Genomic DNA, 16,797 nt, shown 5'->3' on the forward strand with positions numbered 1-16,797 from the left:
GGTGCGCGTGCGTGGCATCCTGCGGGCCGCGATGCCGTTTCCGCGCCGGTTCGCGCCGGCGCTGCTCGCCGGGTTCGGCACCGCCGCGAGCGCCGTCGCGCTGCTCGCCGCGAGCGCGTGGCTCATCGCCCGCGCGGCGGAGCAGCCGCTGGTGATGTACCTCTCGGTCGCGGTCGTCGGGGTGCGCGCGTTCGCGCTGTCGCGCGGGGTGTTCCGCTACCTCGAACGTCTCACCGGCCACGACGCGGCGCTGCACCAGCTCGCCGGGGTGCGCGCCGATCTCGTCCGCGACCTCGTGCCCCTCGCCCCCGACGGGCTCGGGCGCGCCCAGCGCGGCGGATTGCTGTCGAGCGTCGTCGACGACGTCGAGGAACTGCAGAACCTGCCGCTGCGCGTCGTGCTTCCGCTGGTCACCGCCGTCACCACCGCGCTGGCCGCGGTCGTGTTCACGGCCTTCGTATCGTGGCCCGCTGCCCTCACGATGCTCGGGTGCCTGGCCGCGGCCTTCGCCGTCGCCGTCGCGGTCGGCTGGGCGGCGGGTGCCCGCGCCGAACGCGCGATCGCCCCGCTGCGCGCCGCCGTCGCCGACGCGGTGCACGACCTCGTCACGAACCTCGACGTGCTCACCGCCTACGGCGCCGTGGATGCCGCCCGCGACCGCGTGCGCGCAGCCGATGCGACGCTGCGCCGCGCGGTGGTCCGCCGGGGCGGCGCGCAAGGGCTCACCTCGGGTGCGGTGTCGGTCCTCGCGGGCGTCGCGTCTCTCGCCGCCCTCGTCGTCGCCGCCCCGGCCGTGACCGGCGGCGCCCTGTCGGGGCCGGGACTGGCCGTGGTCGTGCTGCTGCCGATGGCGGTGTTCGAGGTGTTCGGCCCGGTGCCCCTCGCGCTTGCTTCGTCGCGGCAGGTGCGCGCCGCCGCGGAGCGCATCGACGCCGCGGTTCCCGAGCGGATCCCCGATGGCCTCCCCCGCGACGAGCCGGCCGCGACCGGTGAGGCCCCGGCGCTCGGCGCGGGTCTGGAGCTGAGCGGCGTCGGGGCGCACTGGCCGTCGCGGTCCGACGCCGACGGCGACGCGGGCCGCCTCGACGACGTCGACCTGCACGTCGGCCCCGGCGAGCGCGTGCTCGTGACCGGTCCGAGCGGTGCGGGAAAGACGACCCTGGCGCACGTACTCGTGCGGTTCCTCGACTTCTCCGGGTCGTTCCGCATCGGGGGCGTCGACGCGCGCGCGATCTCGGGCGACGACCTTCGCCGCACGATCGGGCTGATCGAGCAGTCGCCGTACCTGTTCGACGAATCGGTGCGGCAGAACCTGCTGTTCGCCCGCGACACGGCCACCGACGTCGACCTCTGGGCCGTGCTGTCCCGTGTCGGCCTCGCCGAGTGGACCCGCGAGCGCGGCGGTCTCGACGCGCGCGTCGGCGATCGCGGCGGGTTGGTCTCGGGCGGGCAGGCTCAGCGCCTCGCGCTCGCCCGGGCTCTGCTTCGCGGCTTCCCCGTGCTCGTGCTCGACGAGCCGACCGCGGGCGTGGACCCCGCGGCATCCGATGCCCTGCTCACCGACCTCCTCGGGGCGGTCGGGCGGGAGCAGGCCGTGGTGCTCGTCTCGCACGTCGAGGTGCCGCCCGGGCTGGTCGACCGCGAGGTGCGCCTCGAGGGCGGTCGCATCGTCCCGGCATGACCCTCGCCTGCCCCACGACGTCGAAGGCCCGTCGAGTGTCCGGAACACGCCGGCGTGCCCCGCGACGCGACGGCGTGTCGTGGACACTCGACGCCGGTGACGAGCACCTCAGGATGCCGGGACGAAGCGCACGCGATCGGGCGGGACGCTCAGCCGTACGGTGTCCCCCGAGCCCAGCGCCGCGGCCTCGCCCGGGGGGACCTCGGCGACGCCCCGGTCGGTGACCACGCGCACGCCCGTCGGGGTCGGCTCGAGGTGCGACACCGTCGCCGGGATCCCCTCCCCGAGGCGCGCGTCGACCGCGCGGAAGACCGCGGCCAGCGCACGCCCGTCCATGGCCGCGAGCGCCAGGGAGTCGGCATCCGTCGAGGCGAGCCGCAGTCCGCCGCCCTCGAACCCCCCGTTCGCGGCGACCCCCACGATCCGTTCGAGCCCGGCGATCTTCGCGGCGACCTCGGTCGCCGGGGCCGCGAGCACCGCGCGCACCGTGCCGTCCTGCGTGACGCTGCCCCTCTCGACGATCACCAGTCGATCGGCGAGGGCCGCGGCATCCACCGCGTCGTGGGTGACCGCGATGGTGGTGAGCCCTGCGAGGCGCTCGCGCAGCATCGAGCGGATCTCCGACGCCGTCACGGCGTCGAGCGCGACGAGCGGCTCGTCGAGCAGGATCACGCGGGGTCCCGCGGCGAGGGCCCGGGCGACCGCGACCCGCTGCTGCTCTCCGCCCGACAGCTGCGCGGGCCGGCGGTCTCCCGCGCTCGGGAGCCCGACACGGTCGAGCCACTCGTCGGCGCGGGATCGGGCGACGGATGCCGAGATCCCCGCGGAGCGCGGCCCGAAGGCGACGTTCTCGCGCGCGGTGAGGTGCGGGAAGAGCCGGGCGTCCTGCCCGAGGAGCACGATCCCGCGGTGCATCGGGGCGGTGCGCAGGCGCGGCGGCCGGTCGAGCACGCGCCCGTCGACCGCGATCTCGCCCCCGTCCAGCGGGGTGAGGCCGGCGAGGGCGGTGAGCAGCGTGGACTTGCCCGCGCCGCTGCGACCCATGACCGCGACGGTCTCGCCGGGCGCCACGTCGAGGGCGATGTCGACGTCGAAGTCGCGCCGGCGCACGAGCAGGCGGGCCCGCAGAGCGGCGGCGATCGGGGCCGGCGCCCCGTCATCCGGCGCCGCGATGCTCTCGGCGCGGGGCGCGGCGGCGACCCCCTCGACGTCCCGCGGGCGACGGCCGGGCATCCCGGCATCCGGGGCCGTCATCGCCCCACCCCCGGCCGCCACCCGCGCACCAGCAGCAGGACCGCGATCGCCGTCACGAGCAGCAGCAGCGACAGCGCCACCGCGGTCCCCTGCGACACGCCCGCGCCGTTGAACGCCGTGTAGATCGCGAGCGGCATCGTCTGCGTCACGCCGGGGCGGTTGCCCGCGAACAGCGCGGTCGCCCCGAACTCCCCGATCGCCCGCGCGAAGCACAGCACGACCCCCGCGACGATGCCGGGGGCCGCGAGCGGGAGCGTGATGCGCCGCAGGATCGTCGCGCGCGACGCGCCGAGCGAGGCGGCCGTGCGCTCGAACTCCACGCCGGTGGTGCGCAGGGCGCCCTCGACCGCGAGAACGAGGAACGGCAGCGCCACGAACACCTGCGCCAGCACGACCGCGGCCGTGGTGAAGGGCAACCCGAGCGCACCCAGCGGCCCCGTGCGCCCAAACAGGTAGAGCAGGGCCACACCGCCCACCATCGGCGGGAGCACGAGCGGCACCGTCACGACAGCGCGCAGCACCGCCGCCAGACGCGCGGAGCTGCGAGCGATGACGAGGGCGAGGGGGATGCCGATGACCGCGCACACCGCGGTCGCCGCGGCGCCCGTGCCCAGCGACAGTCCCAGCGCCGACAGCGCCGCGGGCGAGGTGACGTCGCTCCACAGCGAGGCCCACTGCACGCGCGCGACCAGAGCCGTCAGGGGCACGAGCAGGAACGCGAGACCGACCACCGCCGGCACCGCGAGCCAGCGCGGGAGGAAACCCCGGCCGGTCACGGCGCCCGGAAGCCCGCGTCGGCGAGGATCTTCTGCCCCTCGTCCGACAGCACGAAGGCGACGAAGGCCGCCGCGGCGTCGGGGTTCGGAGCGTCGGCGAGCGCCGCGATCGGGTACCGGTTCACCACGGCATCCGCGCCCGCGGGGACGATGGCCTCGACGTCGTCGCGTCCGACCACGTCGGTCGCGTAGACGAGGCCCGCGTCGGCCTCCCCCGCCGCGACCTTGGTCAGCACGGCGGTGACGTTCTGCTCGGCACTCGCGGGGGTCACCGCGACGCCTGCGTTCGACAGCAGAGTCTGCGACGCCGCCCCGCAGGGAACCTCCGGCGCACACAGCACCGTCGTCACCCGCGCGAGGTCGGCGAGAGTCGCAACCGCCCCGGGGTTGCCCGACGGGACGGCGATGACGAGGGTGTTCGCGGCGAAGACCTGCGGGTCGGGGGCCTGGGCTGCGACCTTCGCCATGTTCTTCTCGTCGGCCGAGGCGAAGACGTCGGCGGGCGCCCCCTCGCCGATCTGGGTGGCCAGCGTGCTGGACCCGTCGTACACCGGACTCACCGTGACCCCGGGGGTGGCGTCCTCGAACGCCCGCGCGATCTCGTCGAACGAGCGCTGCAGCGACGCGGCGGCGTAGACCTCGACGGTCCCGGACGGACCGTCGGCGGATGCCGCGGGTGCGGGCGGAGTGCTCGCGCACCCGGCCAGGAGCGCGGCGGCGGCGACGACGGCGAGGAGACGGAGGGAGCGGGACATGGCATCCTTTCGGCGACGCCGGCGGGCCGCATGTCTCCAGTATTCCGTATCTGCGGATACCGAGGGCGTCTGAGTCCGCGCGTGCGGGCTCCGGAAGGGGTGGATCGGCGGGTCCTGGCAGCATGACGATCCACCGGGTAGGAACGGGGGGTGCGAAGAACCACGTGAGCGACCTGACCAGCCTGGGCGACTTCCTGCAGCGACGCCGCGAGGCCCTGCAGCCCGAAGACGTCGGGCTCCCGCGCGGAGTCCGCCGTCGCACGGCGGGATTGCGCCGCGAAGAGGTCGCTCTACTGAGCCACATGTCGACCGACTACTACGCCCGCCTCGAACGGGGTACGGGGCCCACACCGTCCGAGCAGATGCTGACCGCGCTCGCCCAGGGCCTGCACCTGAGCCTCGCCGAGCGCGATCACCTGTTCCATCTCGCGGGGCACCGGCCGCCCCTGCGCCACTCCGGCACCGAGCACATCAGCCCCGGCATGCTGCGCGTGCTCGACCGACTCGACGACACCCCCGCCGAGATCGTCACGGAGTTGGGCGAGACGCTCCGGCAGAGCCGACTGGGAGTCGCCCTCCTGGGCGATGCCACCCTGCGCTCGGGACCCGCGCGCACCATCGGATACCGCTGGTTCACCGACGCGTCGGCACGCGCCGCCTATCCCCCCGAGGAGCAGGCGGCGCTCTCCCGCGTGTACGCCGCGGGTCTGCGCGAGCACGTCGCCGCCCACGGCCCCGGGTCGCGCGCCGCCGAGCTGGCCGACGACCTGCGCGCGCGCAGCAACGACTTCGCCGCCCTGTGGCTCGCCCACGAGGTCGGCGCGCGACCCCCGGAGGTCAAACGCTTCCTGCATCCCGAGGTCGGCCGGCTCGACCTGTCGTGTCAGACGCTTCTCGACCCGGACCACTCCCATCGCCTGCTCGTCTACACCGCGCAGCCCGGCAGCGAGAGTGCCGAGAAACTCCGACTGCTCGCGGTCATCGGGGCCGCCTCCGCCCGCTGAGGGGTGGATCGGCGATCAGTGGGTGAGCGGGCACTGGTCGCCCGGCACCGACCGCGGAAGCATCGAGTCATCCCACGAAAGGACCGCTCATGTCTCCCGAATCCCCCCGCTCCCTGCGCGGCCGCCTGGCCGTCGTCACCGGCGCCAGCGACGGCATCGGCACGGTCATCGCGACGCGCCTCGCCGAGCTCGGCGCCGAGGTGGTGCTGCCCGTCCGCTCCGCCGAGAAGGGCCGGCGCGCGCTCGACGCCGTGCGTCGCGTCGTCCCGGATGCCGTCGCCTCGACGCGCACGCTCGACCTCGCGAGCCTCGCCTCGGTCGACGCGCTCGTGCGCGGTCTCCGCGAGGAGGGTCGACCCGTCCACCTTCTCGTCAACAACGCCGGGGTGATGACCCCTCCGCACCGACAGGAGACCGCCGACGGGTTCGAGCTGCAGTGGGGCACCAATCACCTCGGCCACGCAGCGCTGACGCTCGGCCTGCTCCCCCTGCTGCGCGCCGGGGGCGCGCGGGTGGTCCACCAGACGAGCATCGCGGCCCGCCGCGGTCGGTTCGACGCCGCCGCCGTCGCCGCGGAGCCGTACGACGCCATGGCGTCCTACGTGCAGTCGAAGATCGCGATCGGGCTGTTCGCCCGCGACCTGCAGGAGCGCAGCCGCACCGAGGGCTGGGGCATCACCAGCACGCTCGCCCACCCGGGCGTCTCGCCCACGAACCTTCTCGCCGCCCAACCCGGCCTCGGACGCGAACGCGAGCTCGCCGGGCGCCGCGTCATCCGACTGCTGTCACGACTGCACATCACCGGCACGGTGGCATCCGCCGCCGAGCCGGCCGTGCTCGCCGCCACGGTCCCGATCTCCGACGGCACGTTCTTCGGCCCGTCGCGTCTGATCGGCGGCCCCGCGAAAGCGCTCGAGGCGTGGGAGCCGTTCCGGCGCGACGACGACGCGCGACGGCTCTGGGCCCTGACGCTCGACGCGATCGGCTCGCGCTTCGCGGCGTGATCCGCGGCCGTGATCCGCGAACCGGCATCTCGCCGATCTCTCGGGGCTGTGCGACGCCGACTCGTCGACGCGAGGAGGTGCGCGACGGCGCCCACCCGCACCCGGAGCCGCGATGTCGAGGGCGAATGCGGCGACCTCAGCCCCGCGGCGCCTCCACCGTCACCACCGTCGCTTTGACCGAGGCGACCGCGAGCGAGCCCGGCTCGAGCTCGAGGTCGCGCGCCGCCTCGGCCGACATGAGCGAGACCACCCGGTGCGGTCCGCACTGCAGATCGACCTGCGCCATCACGCCGTCGATCTGCACGCGCGTGACGATCCCGGTGAAGCGGTTGCGCGCACTCGAGGCGATCCCGGTCGGGTCGTCGGGCTCGTCGGCGAGCGCGACCGCGCGTTCCGCCAGGGCGGCGCCGGGGATCTCGATCGGAGACGCCCCCGTGGTGGGCAGCATCCCCTGGTCGATCCACCGGCGCACCGTGTCGTCGCTGACCCCGAGCAGGCGAGCGGCCGTGGCGATGCGGAAGGTGTTCGGCATCCCTCGACCGTACTGCCCCGCCGCAGCGTGTCGTCGCCGGCCCTCTCACGTGGACCGGAGGTCTCGCGCGGGAGGAGCCTCGGACGGCGGAGGACGCGAGGCGCCGAAGCCGTCCGCTGTTCCCTGAATCTCCTCCCGCCTCGACCCGGCGTGACGCACTCGGCCCCACGTCCGTCGCGCTGACCTAGGCTCGACCCATGGATGCCGATCACGCGAGCGCGACGCGACGGCCGGTGGCCGTGGCCCTCGGCGCCACCGTGACCTCATCGGGAGCGACCGCCCTCCCCGCGACCGGAGCCCCGGCATCCGCCACCGGCGCCACCGCCCTCGCGGCGACCGGCGCCGCGACCGACGGCGGCCTCCTCGACCGCTTCGGCCGCGTCGCCACCGATCTCCGCGTCTCGGTGATCGACAAGTGCAACCTGCGCTGCACGTACTGCATGCCGGCCGACGGGATGCCGTGGCTCCCGCAGTCGCAACTGATGTCGACCGACGAGATCCGGCGCATCGTGCGCGTGGCGGTGCAGTCGCTGGGCGCCGAAGAGCTGCGGCTCACCGGGGGCGAGCCCCTCGTGCGCAAAGACCTCGAGTTCATCATCGCCGGCATCCGCGAGGACAACCCCGACCTGCCCATCTCGATGACGACCAACGCCGTCGGCCTCGACCGCCGGGCGCAGGGGCTGAAAGACGCGGGGCTGACCCGTGTGAACGTCTCTCTCGACACCCTGCACCCCGAGACCTTCGCGGAGCTCACCCGCCGCCCGCACCTCGACAAGGTGCTCGCGGGCCTGAAGGCCGCGCGGGCTGCGGGCCTCGGTCCGATCAAGATCAACGCGGTGCTCCTGCGCGGGATCAACGACACCGAGATCGTGTCCCTCGTCGACTGGGCGGTCTCGAACGGCTTCGAGATGCGCTTCATCGAAGACATGCCGCTCGACGGCGACCGCTCGTGGACGGCGACGAACGTCATCTCGGCGCACGACATCCGCGCCGAGATCGAGACGGCGTTCTCCCTCGCCCCCGACCCCCGCGGGCGGGGCGCGGCCCCGGCCGAGCGGTGGGAGGTGCGCCGCCCCGGTGAGACGGTGGTGGCCGGCCACGTCGGCATCATCTCCTCGGTCACCGAGCCCTTCTGCGCCGCGTGCACGCGCACCCGCGTGACCGCCGACGGCAAGGTGCGCTCGTGCCTGTTCTCGCACGAAGAGACCGACCTGCTCGCCACGCTGCGCGCGGGCGCCGACGACGAGGGCATCGCGCAGGTCTGGCGGGACGCCATGTGGGCCAAGCCCCGCGCGCACGGCTCCGACCGCGTCGGGCTCGCGCGTGCCGACTTCGTGCAGCCCGAGCGCACGATGAGCGCGATCGGCGGATGAGGCCGCTCGTCGAGCCGGTGGCATCGCTCGCCCCCGAAGAACTCATCCGCACCGCCCGTCACGCCGTGCTCGTCGCGATCGGCGAAGAGGGCCAGCGCCGTCTCGCCGCGGCCCGCATCGCGGTGGTCGGAGCGGGGGGTCTGGGCTCGCCCGTGCTGCTCGCCCTCGCCGCCGCGGGTGTCGGCGAGCTCGTGATCATCGACGACGACACCGTCGAGCGCACGAACCTGCAGCGCCAGCTGATGCACCGCGTCGACGACATCGGCACCGCCAAGACCGCCTCCGCCGCACGTGCCGTGCGGGATCTCTCGCCTCTCACCCTCGTCCATGAGCGGAACATCCGACTGACCTCCGACAACGCGCGGGAGCTCTTCGCGGGCGCCCACCTCGTGATCGACGGCAGCGACACCTTCGACACCCGCGAGGCCGTCGCCGCCGCGGCCGAGGACCTCGGCATCCCGCTCGTCTGGGGCGCCGTACAGGAGTGGGCGGCGCAGGTGACGGTGTTCTGGTCGTCCCCACCCGAGGGTCACGCACCCGTGGTGCTCGGGGACCTGTTCCCTCCGGGTTCCGCCGGCGAACCGCCCACGTGCGCGCAGGTCGGCGTGCTCGGCTCCCTGTGCGTACAGGTCGGCGGCATGCTGGCCACCGAGGCGATAAAGCTCGTCACCGGCGCGGGCGAGCCGCTGCTCGGCCGGCTCGTCGTGATCGACGCCCTCCGCGCCCGTCATGACGTCCTCCCGCTCGTCCCCGCACCCCGCCCCTGACCCGGAGGCCCCGATGACCGCGCTCCTCACCGTGGAACAGCACCGCGACCGCATCCTGGCCGCCGTGGCGTCCCTCCCCTCCGAGAGGGTCGCCCTCGCCGACGCGTCCGGCCGCACCCTGACCGAGTCCGTGCTCGCCGCGCACGATCTGCCCGGCTTCGACAACTCCTCGATGGACGGTTTCGCCGTGCGCTTCGTCGATGTCGAGGGCGCGGATGCCGATCGCCCGGTGACCCTGCGCGTGGTCGTCGATCTGCCCGCCGGCACCGATGACGACCCCGCCCTCTCCCCCGGCGAGGCCGCGCGGATCATGACCGGCGCCGCCGTGCCCGCCGACGCCGACGCGATCGTGCCGTTCGAAGACACCGCGGGCGGCCTCGCGGACTCGCTCGACACCGTGGAGGTGCGCCGAGCGCCTGCCGCGTCGGGGGCGTTCATCCGCCGCCGCGGGGGCGACACGCACGCGGGCGACACCGTGCTCTCCCCGGGCGAACGCCTGGGAGCCTTCGCGCTGGCCGCCGCGGCCGCCGCGGGCGTCGACGCGGTGAGCGTCGCCCGCCGCCCCCGCGTGGCCGTCATCTCCACCGGCAGCGAACTGGTGGCTCCGGGCACCGCTCCTGGTCGCGGCCAGACGCCCGATTCGAACGCGACCCTGCTCGCGGCGCTCGTCGCGGCGGCCGACGCCGACGTCGAGCTCGTCGACCGCGTCGGCGACGATCCCGCCGGCATCGACGCCGTGCTGGAACGCTCGCGCCGCGCCGACGTCGTCGTCTTCACCGGCGGGGTGAGCGCCGGCGCCTACGAGCCGGTGCGCCTGGCGCTGAGCGATCGCATCGCCTTCGACAAGGTCGCGATGCAGCCCGGCAAGCCGCAGGCGTTCGGCGTGCTCGACGACGGCCGTCTCGTGTTCGGCCTTCCCGGCAATCCCGTCAGCGTGGCGGTGTCGTTCGAGGTCTTCGTACGGCCGGCACTCCTGGCGATGCAGGGCCGCGCGGCGATCGACCGGCGCCTCGCCCGGCTCACGGCATCCGAGAGCTGGACGACCCCACCCGGACGCCGCCAATACCTCCCCGCCGCGATCGACCTGGCCGCCGGCACCGTGCGCCCCGCCACCGCCGGGGGCTCCGGATCGCACCTGGCCGCCTCGCTCGCGCGCGCGGAAGCCTTCGCGATCGTCCCCGCCGAGGTGTCCACCGTGTCGGTGGGCGACCCTCTCGATGTCATGCTGATTCCATGACCTTCACCCACCTGGATGCCGCGGGCAACGCCCGCATGGTCGACGTCACCCTGAAGCAGCCCACCGTCCGGACCGCCACCGCGCGCGGCTTCGTCCGGTGCGCGCCCGAGGTCGTGGCGGCCCTCCGCGACGGCACCACCCCCAAGGGCGATGTGCTCGCGGTCGCCCGCATCTCCGGTATCCAGGCCGCGAAGTCCACCCCCGCGCTGCTCCCCCTCGCGCACGTGATCGGCGTGCACCGCGCCTCGGTCGATCTCGAGATCACCGACGAGGGCGTCGAGATCGAGGCGACGGTCGGGACCGCTGACCGCACCGGCGTCGAAATGGAGGCGCTCACGAGCGTCTCGGTCGCCGCCCTCGCCATCGTCGACATGGTGAAGGGCATGGACAAGGGCACGTTCATCGAGAACGTGCGCATCGTGTCCAAGACCGGCGGCAAGTCCGGCGACTGGCTGCGCCCGGGCGAGGGCGATGCCCCCGCGGCCGAGGAGGAATCCGCGTGAGCGTCCGCGTCCGTTACTTCGCGGCCGCCGCCGAAGCCGCCGGCACCGACGCCGAGGACCGCGCCGAGTCGACCCTCGCGGCCCTGCGCTCCGGCCTCGTCGTCGACCACCCGGCGCTCGGCGGCATCCTGGACCGCTGCGCCGTGCTCGTCGACGGCACCCGACACGACGACGACGCGCCTCTCGCGGGCGTCACCCACGTCGACGTGCTGCCGCCCTTCGCCGGCGGCTGAGCCGCCTCGGGGGAAGCCGGCACGGAGCCGACCCGCGTGGCGCTGCACCCGGGTCCGGACTCACACCAGTTCGAGGTGTGCAGCGAGCGACGGCGCGCGGCGCTCCCGCGCGATCGCCTCGATGGCGACCAGAACGTCCATCGCCGGCGTGACCGATCCGCTCAGATACGACGTCATGCGCGGCCTCGATGTGCCGAGTCGCTGAGCGAGCTGCGCGTGCGTGAGGCCGGTGGCGCGAAAAGCCGCTCGCAGCCGCTCGCGTGCTTCCTCTTCCGCAGAACGAGTGCGAGCGGCGAGCGCCGCATCCAGCAGCATCACCGTCGCCTCCGACTCGGCCGCTTCGCGCGCGTCGTCGTAAATAGCGCGAAGGTCGGGGGCGTCCGCCACCGCCTCGATGAGCTTGCGCCAGTCGACGGCGTATCCCCGATCGATCGCGGCGAGCATTCCCTCGAAGCCCCACGACTCGACGGGGTCGTCCGGGGTCGCGTCGATATTACGGAAACGTAGGGGCACGGCGAGTCCGATCAGATCAGGTGGACGGAGAGAGCGCGGCACTCGGCGACGACGTCGTCCCACTCGCGCCAGCGGGACACGAGCCCCTTGTAGGTGGCGAGCCCGGCAATCGATCGGCGGTCTCTGGGTGCCGGAGCGGCGAGCTGTCGGGCCAGCTGGGCCTGCACGGGGCGATCCTCGGGATGCGAGGGATCCGTGTAGTACTCGTCGATGCCCCGCAGGATGCCGCCGATGTCGGCGGGGCCGAAAGCCCCGGACAGCGCGGCGACGTCGAGGTAATCGCGCATCTGGTTGCGCTTGACGATCAGGAAGCCTTTGACGCGAGCGATCTCGGCGACCGTCGGCACCGTGACCTCTCCTCCCGACGGGAGTGTGACGCGTTGGACCTCGAGCGGGGAACGACGGATGAGCTGCCGCACGCCGGCTTCGATGCCGCCCAACTCGCCCAGGATGATCTTCCCCGGCACGGCTCGGTTGAGAACGAAGTCGCCGTCACGCTCGAGAGCGTCCAGCACGACATCGAATCGATCCCGGAGGTCCGTGAGCACGTGATCGTGGTCGGTCGACATTCGATGGCGCGCGTACAGGGCCGCCGCGGAGCCGCCGACCAGAACGGCATCCGGAACGAGCTCCTGCAGCCGCGCCGCCGAGTCGAGAACGTCCGCCAGCCCGGCGGGAAGATCCGAATCCATGATCGCGATGGTATCAGATCCGATACTCAGCCCCCCAGGCCCTTCCACTGCGTCGCCCCGTCGGCCTCGACCTGCCGTTTCCACACGGGCAGGTCGGTCTTGATCGTCTCGATCACTCTCCGACAGACCTCGAACGCCTCGCCCCGGTGACCCGATGCCACGGCGATCACGACCGCCGCCTCGCCCACGCCGAGCCGACCCACGCGGTGGCTGACCGCGACGATCGCGTCGGTGCCCTCGGCGGCCGCGGCCGCGATGCGGTGCAGCGCCTGCTCGGCGTCGGGGTGCGCGCTGTACTCGAGGGCGACGACGGCGTCGGACGCGTCGGGGTCGGTGTCGCGCACGCGACCGACGAAGGTCGTCACGGCTCCCGACGAGGAGTCCTCGACGGCGTCGAGGTGGGCATCGAGGTCGAGCGGCGTCTCGGAGAGGCGGGCGATGCGCACGGAGTCGGTGTGCACGACCCCCTCCGACGTTCCTGCGTGCGGCGAACCGCTGTCGGGCGTGGTCATGAGTGGTCTCCTCCGGCGAGTTGGTCGAGCACGTGCGGGGCGATCTCGACGATGACTGCGATCCCGGATGCCACGGCCCGCGTCGAACCGGGCAGGTTGACGATCAGCGTGCCGGGGTCCACCATCCCGGCGAGCCCCCGCGAGATGATCGAGAGGGGGGTATCGGACACGCCACGGCGGCGTAGTTCCTCCGCGATACCGGGCAGCTCGCGGTCCAACACGCGCGCGGTGCCCTCGGGCGTGCGATCGCGCGGCGCCACGCCCGTGCCGCCGGTCGTGACGACCAGTCCGGATCCGGCCGCGACGACCTCGCGCAGGGCAGCCTCGACGCTGTCCGCGCCGTCGGGGACGACGATCGCGTCGGGGCAGGCGAACCCGGCGTCGCGCAGCAGAGACACGGCCAGGGGTCCCCCACGGTCTTCGCGGAGTCCCGCGGCGGAGCGGTCGGAGACGGTGATCACCCGGGCGGAATGCGGCACGTGCTCAGCCTAGGTGCGACCGGATGCAAAGGGCAGGGCGCCGCGGCGAATGTCCGACGCATTCCCTCCGCGACATCGCGGGATCCCGACGGAGGCCCTCGCCGGCGAAGTCGCGCTCCCCTGGGCAACCCGCCGTGTTCGCGGGACGACCCGGCGTCACCCCCCGATCGTCTCGACCTCCGGAACCTCCGGTGCGATGCGTCCCGCCTCGGACTGCGGCTCGGGTTCTTCGCGCTGCACGTGCTCGGCGGCGGCGGTGATGCGCCGCGCCATCCCGCTGAAGATGAGGCCGTGGAACGGCAGCACGGCCATCCAGTACAGACGTCCGGCGAGCCCGGTCGGGAAGAACAGCGCACGCTGATCGAATCGCGCCCCGTCGCCCTCGGGGGTCGCGCGCAGTTCGAGCCACGCGCCGCCCGGGACCTTCATCTCGGCGCGGAGCCGCAGCAGGTGGCCGGGCTCGATGGCCTCGACGCGCCAGAAGTCGAGCGCGTCGCCGACGGTGACGACCGAGCGGCTCCGACGCCCGCGCGCGAGGCCCACGCCGCCGACGAGTCGGTCCATCCAGCCGCGGATCGCCCACAGCAGCGGCGAGGAGTACCACCCGTTCTCTCCCCCGATCCCCTCGATCACCGACCACAGCTGCTTGGCGTTCGCCGTGGTGGTCATCGAGCGCTTGTCGGTGTAGACCAGGCGACCGGCCCAGTCGGGGTCGCTCGGCAGCGGGTCGCTCGGAACGCCCGAGACCTCGGCATCCAGCCAACTGGTCTCGATGTCGTCGTTGTTCACGCGGCGCATCGCCAGCCGGACCGCCTCACGGTAGGGCATCAGCCCCGCCTCGGGACGCGGGATGAGGTCGTCGACCGCCCGGTCTTTCACGACGCAGTCGTTCTGCAGCGACTCCACCAGCGGGCGGGCGATCGACTTCGGAATCGGCGTGACGAGGTTGACCCAGTGCGACGCGAGTCGGGGCGTGAGCACGGGCAGCGACGCGATCGGGCGCTGGTTCAGCCCCGCCTCGAGGGCGTAGCCGTTCATCATCTGCCCGTACCGCAGCACGTCGGGCCCGCCGATGTCGACCGCGCGGTTGACGTTGGGGGCCACGCGCGCGGCGCCGAGCAGGTAGTGCAGCACGTCGCGCACCGCGATCGGCTGGATGTGGTTGCGCACCCACTTCGGCGCGGGCATGTACGGGAGCACGTCGGTCAGGTGGCGCACCATCTCGAACGACGCCGACCCCGACCCGATGACGACCCCGGCCTGCAGCACGAGGGTGGGCACCCCGCTCGACATGAGGATCGAGCCCACCTCCACGCGCGAGCGCAGGTGGGCCGAGAGGGTCGCGTCGTCGGGATGCAGTCCGCCGAGGTACACGATGCGGTGGACGGATGCCGCGGCCGCCGCGTCGGCGACGGTCTGCGCCGCACGCCGGTCGGTGCTCTCGAAGTCGCGACCGCCCCCCATCGAGTGGATCAGGTAGTAGACGATGTCGACGTCGGCGACGGCCTCGGCGACCGCCGAGGTGTCGGTCGCGTCGCCCTTCACGACCTCGACGTCGTCGCCCCACGGGAACGCCGCCGCGCGCCGCGGGTCACGGGCGAGGACGCGCACGCGGTAGCCCGCCGAGATCAGGCGCGGCACGAGGCGCCCGCCCAGGTAACCGGTGGCTCCGAGCACCAGCGCACGGGGTTTGGACCCGTCGTCGCGGGGCTGGGCGATGAGGGCGGGTTCGCGGCCGGTGGGTGTGGTCAGCTCGCTCATGCCCGACACCGTACGCCGGGCCTCCGACATCGCCGGGGGCTTGACGGCGGCGCGAGGGCGGGTGCGATCGACTCCCCGTCCGCGGCGTCCCGCGCGACCGGGCCGCGAACGACGGCATGCGAGCAGCGCCACGTCCGGGTGCCCGGCGGTGGCATTAGGGTGAGCGCGTGAGTGACGCCTCTCCCGGCCCGGTGGCCGCGGCCCCCGCCGGTCGATTCCGCGGTTCTATCGCCGGCGGCGCACGCCGGTGGCTCGGCATCCGCTACGGCCGGGCGCCCGTCGGCGACCTGCGTTGGACGGCCGCCGCGCCCGCGCCCGATCTGGCCGACGAGGTCGATGCGCGGGTCTTCGGCGCGGCCTGCCCGCAGCCGCCGAGTCCCCTCCCCCTCGGTGACGGCATCGCCCAGAGCGAGGACTGCCTGTTCCTCAACGTCTGGGTCCCGGATGCCGAGACCCCGACACCGCGTCCGGTGATGGTCTGGCTGCACGGCGGCGCGTACATCTTCGGAGCCGCCAGCCAACGCACGTACGACGGAGCCCGACTCGCCGTGGCGGGCGACGTCGTCGTCGTCACCCTCAACTACCGTCTCGGCCCGTTCGGCTTCCTCGACCTCGACGCCGTCGTGCCGGGGGCCGGCTTCGACGGCAACCTCGCGCTGCGCGACGTGCTGCTCGCCCTCGACTGGGTCCAGCGCAACATCGCCGCATTCGGGGGTGACCCCCACCAGGTCACGCTGTTCGGCGAATCGGCGGGCGGCGGACTGGTCACGACGCTGCTGGCCACGCCGTCGGCATCCGGTCTCTTCCACCGCGCGATCGCGCAGTCCTCGCCCGCGTCGAGCGTGTACGGCCGCGAACGCGCCCGCGGTGTCGCGAGCCGCTACGTCGAGCTGCTCGGCATCGACGCGACGGCCCCGGATGCCGCCGAGGCGCTGCGCAAGATCGACGCCCGGGTGCTGTCCGAGACCGGCCAGCGGCTGTACGCCGAGATCCCCACCGATGATCCGGGCACCCTCGCCTTCGCTCCTCTCGTCGACGGCGAGCTCGTCCCCGACGCGCCGGTGTCGGTGCTGAGCGAGGGACGCGCGCTCCCGGTCCCGCTGATGATCGGAACCAACAAGGACGAGGCTTCGCTCTTCGCCTACATGAAGTCTCCGCTGATCCCCATCACGGGCGAACGCATCGAGCGCATGTTCGCCGACATGGCGGCCGACAACCCCGAGGTCGTGCTCCCGGAACGCGCGCAGGTTCTCGCCGCGTACGAGGACGTGCGTCACCGCGCCCTCGGTCTCGGCATCGCCGGCGACATCGGCTTCCGTCTGCCCACCCTGTGGGTCGCCCAGGGCCACAGCGCGGTCGCGCCCGTGCACCTCTACCGGTTCGACCACAGCACGCCGTTCCTCCGGCTCGTACGACTCGGGGCGACGCACGGCAGCGAGTTGATCTACGTCTGGGGCACCCTCGACGGCGGACCGAAGGACCTCACCTTCCGCCTCGGCGGACGTCGCACCGGCGAGGAGGTGTCGGCCCGCATGCAGCAGCGCTGGACGGCGTTCGCCCACGGTCGGGAGCCCGCGGCATCCGGAGCCCCCGAGTGGCCCGCTTACACCGTCGAATCCCGGGCGACCCTCGTCATCGATCGAACCGACCGGGTCGTCGACGATCTCGACGCGGGGCTCCGCCGCGCGTGGGGCGAGAACGTGCTCAGCTTCACGTAGCAC

18 protein-coding genes are annotated in these 16,797 nt (G+C 73.6%); 9 read left to right on the top strand and 9 right to left on the bottom strand.

Features of this window, described 5'->3' with window-relative positions:
• The first annotated feature begins 31 nt into the window (after window positions 1-31).
• Window positions 32-1,681, top strand: coding sequence for a thiol reductant ABC exporter subunit CydC (cydC, locus tag ACTJJP_RS07930; RefSeq protein ID WP_440774710.1), 1,650 nt, complete (start codon window positions 32-34; stop codon window positions 1,679-1,681).
• A gap of 108 nt (window positions 1,682-1,789) precedes the next feature.
• Here the strand turns inward: cydC and ACTJJP_RS07935 are convergent, their stop codons facing one another.
• From ACTJJP_RS07935 to modA, 3 genes are read right to left on the bottom strand one after another with little or no spacing between them, the layout of a single operon-like run.
• Window positions 1,790-2,935 (bottom strand): sulfate/molybdate ABC transporter ATP-binding protein, encoded by a 1,146-nt coding sequence (locus ACTJJP_RS07935; protein ID WP_440774475.1) that lies wholly within the window; start codon window positions 2,933-2,935, stop codon window positions 1,790-1,792.
• Entirely contained in the window at window positions 2,932-3,711 is a 780-nt protein-coding gene (modB, locus tag ACTJJP_RS07940) for a molybdate ABC transporter permease subunit (protein ID WP_316004678.1), read from the bottom strand. Before modB ends, ACTJJP_RS07935 begins: the two co-directional genes overlap by 4 nt.
• Window positions 3,708-4,466, bottom strand: coding sequence for a molybdate ABC transporter substrate-binding protein (modA, locus tag ACTJJP_RS07945; protein WP_440774476.1), 759 nt, complete (start codon window positions 4,464-4,466; stop codon window positions 3,708-3,710). Before modA ends, modB begins: the two co-directional genes overlap by 4 nt.
• A gap of 122 nt (window positions 4,467-4,588) precedes the next feature.
• On the opposite strand from modA, the gene ACTJJP_RS07950 reads away from it, so the two are divergent.
• Together ACTJJP_RS07950 and ACTJJP_RS07955 are read left to right on the top strand one after the other, a co-directional pair.
• The gene (locus ACTJJP_RS07950; protein WP_440774477.1) at window positions 4,589-5,470 is read left to right on the top strand and encodes a helix-turn-helix transcriptional regulator; all 882 of its coding nucleotides are present in this window, start codon (window positions 4,589-4,591) and stop codon (window positions 5,468-5,470) included.
• A gap of 89 nt (window positions 5,471-5,559) precedes the next feature.
• Window positions 5,560-6,474 (top strand): SDR family oxidoreductase, encoded by a 915-nt coding sequence (locus ACTJJP_RS07955; protein WP_440774478.1) that lies wholly within the window; start codon window positions 5,560-5,562, stop codon window positions 6,472-6,474.
• A 136-nt stretch (window positions 6,475-6,610) separates the two neighbouring features.
• Here the strand turns inward: ACTJJP_RS07955 and ACTJJP_RS07960 are convergent, their stop codons facing one another.
• Window positions 6,611-7,006: a TOBE domain-containing protein gene (locus ACTJJP_RS07960; RefSeq protein ID WP_440774479.1), complete on the bottom strand. Its 396-nt coding sequence runs from the start codon at window positions 7,004-7,006 to the stop codon at window positions 6,611-6,613.
• 197 nt (window positions 7,007-7,203) lie between these two features.
• Between ACTJJP_RS07960 and moaA the strand changes: the two genes are divergently transcribed.
• The 5 genes from moaA to ACTJJP_RS07985 are packed head-to-tail and all read left to right on the top strand — an operon-like array spanning window position 7,204 to window position 11,119.
• Window positions 7,204-8,379: a GTP 3',8-cyclase MoaA gene (gene moaA, locus ACTJJP_RS07965; protein ID WP_440774480.1), complete on the top strand. Its 1,176-nt coding sequence runs from the start codon at window positions 7,204-7,206 to the stop codon at window positions 8,377-8,379.
• Window positions 8,376-9,146, top strand: a complete 771-nt coding sequence (locus ACTJJP_RS07970; protein ID WP_440774481.1) for a HesA/MoeB/ThiF family protein — start codon at window positions 8,376-8,378, stop codon at window positions 9,144-9,146. The genes moaA and ACTJJP_RS07970 overlap by 4 nt, the downstream gene beginning before the upstream one ends.
• Window positions 9,147-9,159: 13 nt before the next feature.
• Complete coding sequence (locus ACTJJP_RS07975) at window positions 9,160-10,383, top strand: molybdopterin molybdotransferase MoeA (protein WP_440774482.1); 1,224 nt, start codon at window positions 9,160-9,162, stop codon at window positions 10,381-10,383.
• Window positions 10,380-10,886, top strand: a complete 507-nt coding sequence (moaC, locus tag ACTJJP_RS07980) for a cyclic pyranopterin monophosphate synthase MoaC (protein WP_440774483.1) — start codon at window positions 10,380-10,382, stop codon at window positions 10,884-10,886. The genes ACTJJP_RS07975 and moaC overlap by 4 nt, the downstream gene beginning before the upstream one ends.
• Window positions 10,883-11,119: a MoaD/ThiS family protein gene (locus tag ACTJJP_RS07985; RefSeq protein WP_440774484.1), complete on the top strand. Its 237-nt coding sequence runs from the start codon at window positions 10,883-10,885 to the stop codon at window positions 11,117-11,119. The genes moaC and ACTJJP_RS07985 overlap by 4 nt, the downstream gene beginning before the upstream one ends.
• Before the next feature lie 60 nt (window positions 11,120-11,179).
• On the opposite strand, the gene ACTJJP_RS07990 is transcribed toward ACTJJP_RS07985, so the two are convergent.
• The 5 genes from ACTJJP_RS07990 to ACTJJP_RS08010 all read right to left on the bottom strand — a co-directional run bounded on the left by ACTJJP_RS07990 (window position 11,180) and on the right by ACTJJP_RS08010 (window position 15,076).
• Window positions 11,180-11,632 (bottom strand): helix-turn-helix domain-containing protein, encoded by a 453-nt coding sequence (locus ACTJJP_RS07990; protein ID WP_440774485.1) that lies wholly within the window; start codon window positions 11,630-11,632, stop codon window positions 11,180-11,182.
• Window positions 11,633-11,643: 11 nt separating this feature from the next.
• Entirely contained in the window at window positions 11,644-12,324 is a 681-nt protein-coding gene (locus tag ACTJJP_RS07995; RefSeq protein WP_440774486.1) for a hypothetical protein, read from the bottom strand.
• A gap of 26 nt (window positions 12,325-12,350) precedes the next feature.
• Window positions 12,351-12,836 (bottom strand): molybdenum cofactor biosynthesis protein MoaE, encoded by a 486-nt coding sequence (locus ACTJJP_RS08000; RefSeq protein ID WP_440774487.1) that lies wholly within the window; start codon window positions 12,834-12,836, stop codon window positions 12,351-12,353.
• Window positions 12,833-13,315, bottom strand: coding sequence for a MogA/MoaB family molybdenum cofactor biosynthesis protein (locus ACTJJP_RS08005; RefSeq protein ID WP_440774488.1), 483 nt, complete (start codon window positions 13,313-13,315; stop codon window positions 12,833-12,835). Before ACTJJP_RS08005 ends, ACTJJP_RS08000 begins: the two co-directional genes overlap by 4 nt.
• A 156-nt stretch (window positions 13,316-13,471) precedes the next feature.
• A complete protein-coding gene (locus ACTJJP_RS08010) occupies window positions 13,472-15,076 on the bottom strand; it encodes an SDR family oxidoreductase (RefSeq protein WP_440774489.1) in 1,605 nt (534 codons plus the stop codon).
• Window positions 15,077-15,243: 167 nt separating this feature from the next.
• Here ACTJJP_RS08010 and ACTJJP_RS08015 point away from each other — a divergent pair, with 167 nt between their 5' ends.
• On the top strand, window positions 15,244-16,794 hold the full coding sequence (locus ACTJJP_RS08015; RefSeq protein WP_440774490.1) for a carboxylesterase/lipase family protein: 1,551 nt from the start codon (window positions 15,244-15,246) through the stop codon (window positions 16,792-16,794).
• Window positions 16,795-16,797 lie beyond the last annotated feature (3 nt).

Source organism: Microbacterium sp. 22296, from assembly GCF_052045385.1.
Lineage (GTDB): Bacteria > Actinomycetota > Actinomycetes > Actinomycetales > Microbacteriaceae > Microbacterium.

Bases quoted from the DNA above. Each gene is read 5' to 3' on its own strand.
- ACTJJP_RS07950 (WP_440774477.1), top strand. From the start codon at position 4,589: ATGACGATCCACCGGGTAGGAACGGGGGGTGCGAAGAACCACGTGAGC.
- ACTJJP_RS07995 (WP_440774486.1), bottom strand. From the start codon at position 12,324: ATGGATTCGGATCTTCCCGCCGGGCTGGCGGACGTTCTCGACTCGGCG.
- moaC (WP_440774483.1), top strand. From the start codon at position 10,380: ATGACCTTCACCCACCTGGATGCCGCGGGCAACGCCCGCATGGTCGAC.
- cydC (WP_440774710.1), top strand. From the start codon at position 32: ATGCCGTTTCCGCGCCGGTTCGCGCCGGCGCTGCTCGCCGGGTTCGGC.
- moaA (WP_440774480.1), top strand. From the start codon at position 7,204: ATGGATGCCGATCACGCGAGCGCGACGCGACGGCCGGTGGCCGTGGCC.
- ACTJJP_RS07935 (WP_440774475.1), bottom strand. From the start codon at position 2,935: ATGACGGCCCCGGATGCCGGGATGCCCGGCCGTCGCCCGCGGGACGTC.
- ACTJJP_RS07955 (WP_440774478.1), top strand. From the start codon at position 5,560: ATGTCTCCCGAATCCCCCCGCTCCCTGCGCGGCCGCCTGGCCGTCGTC.
- ACTJJP_RS08010 (WP_440774489.1), bottom strand. From the start codon at position 15,076: ATGAGCGAGCTGACCACACCCACCGGCCGCGAACCCGCCCTCATCGCC.
- modA (WP_440774476.1), bottom strand. From the start codon at position 4,466: ATGTCCCGCTCCCTCCGTCTCCTCGCCGTCGTCGCCGCCGCCGCGCTC.
- ACTJJP_RS07970 (WP_440774481.1), top strand. From the start codon at position 8,376: ATGAGGCCGCTCGTCGAGCCGGTGGCATCGCTCGCCCCCGAAGAACTC.
- ACTJJP_RS08000 (WP_440774487.1), bottom strand. From the start codon at position 12,836: ATGACCACGCCCGACAGCGGTTCGCCGCACGCAGGAACGTCGGAGGGG.
- ACTJJP_RS07960 (WP_440774479.1), bottom strand. From the start codon at position 7,006: ATGCCGAACACCTTCCGCATCGCCACGGCCGCTCGCCTGCTCGGGGTC.
- ACTJJP_RS07975 (WP_440774482.1), top strand. From the start codon at position 9,160: ATGACCGCGCTCCTCACCGTGGAACAGCACCGCGACCGCATCCTGGCC.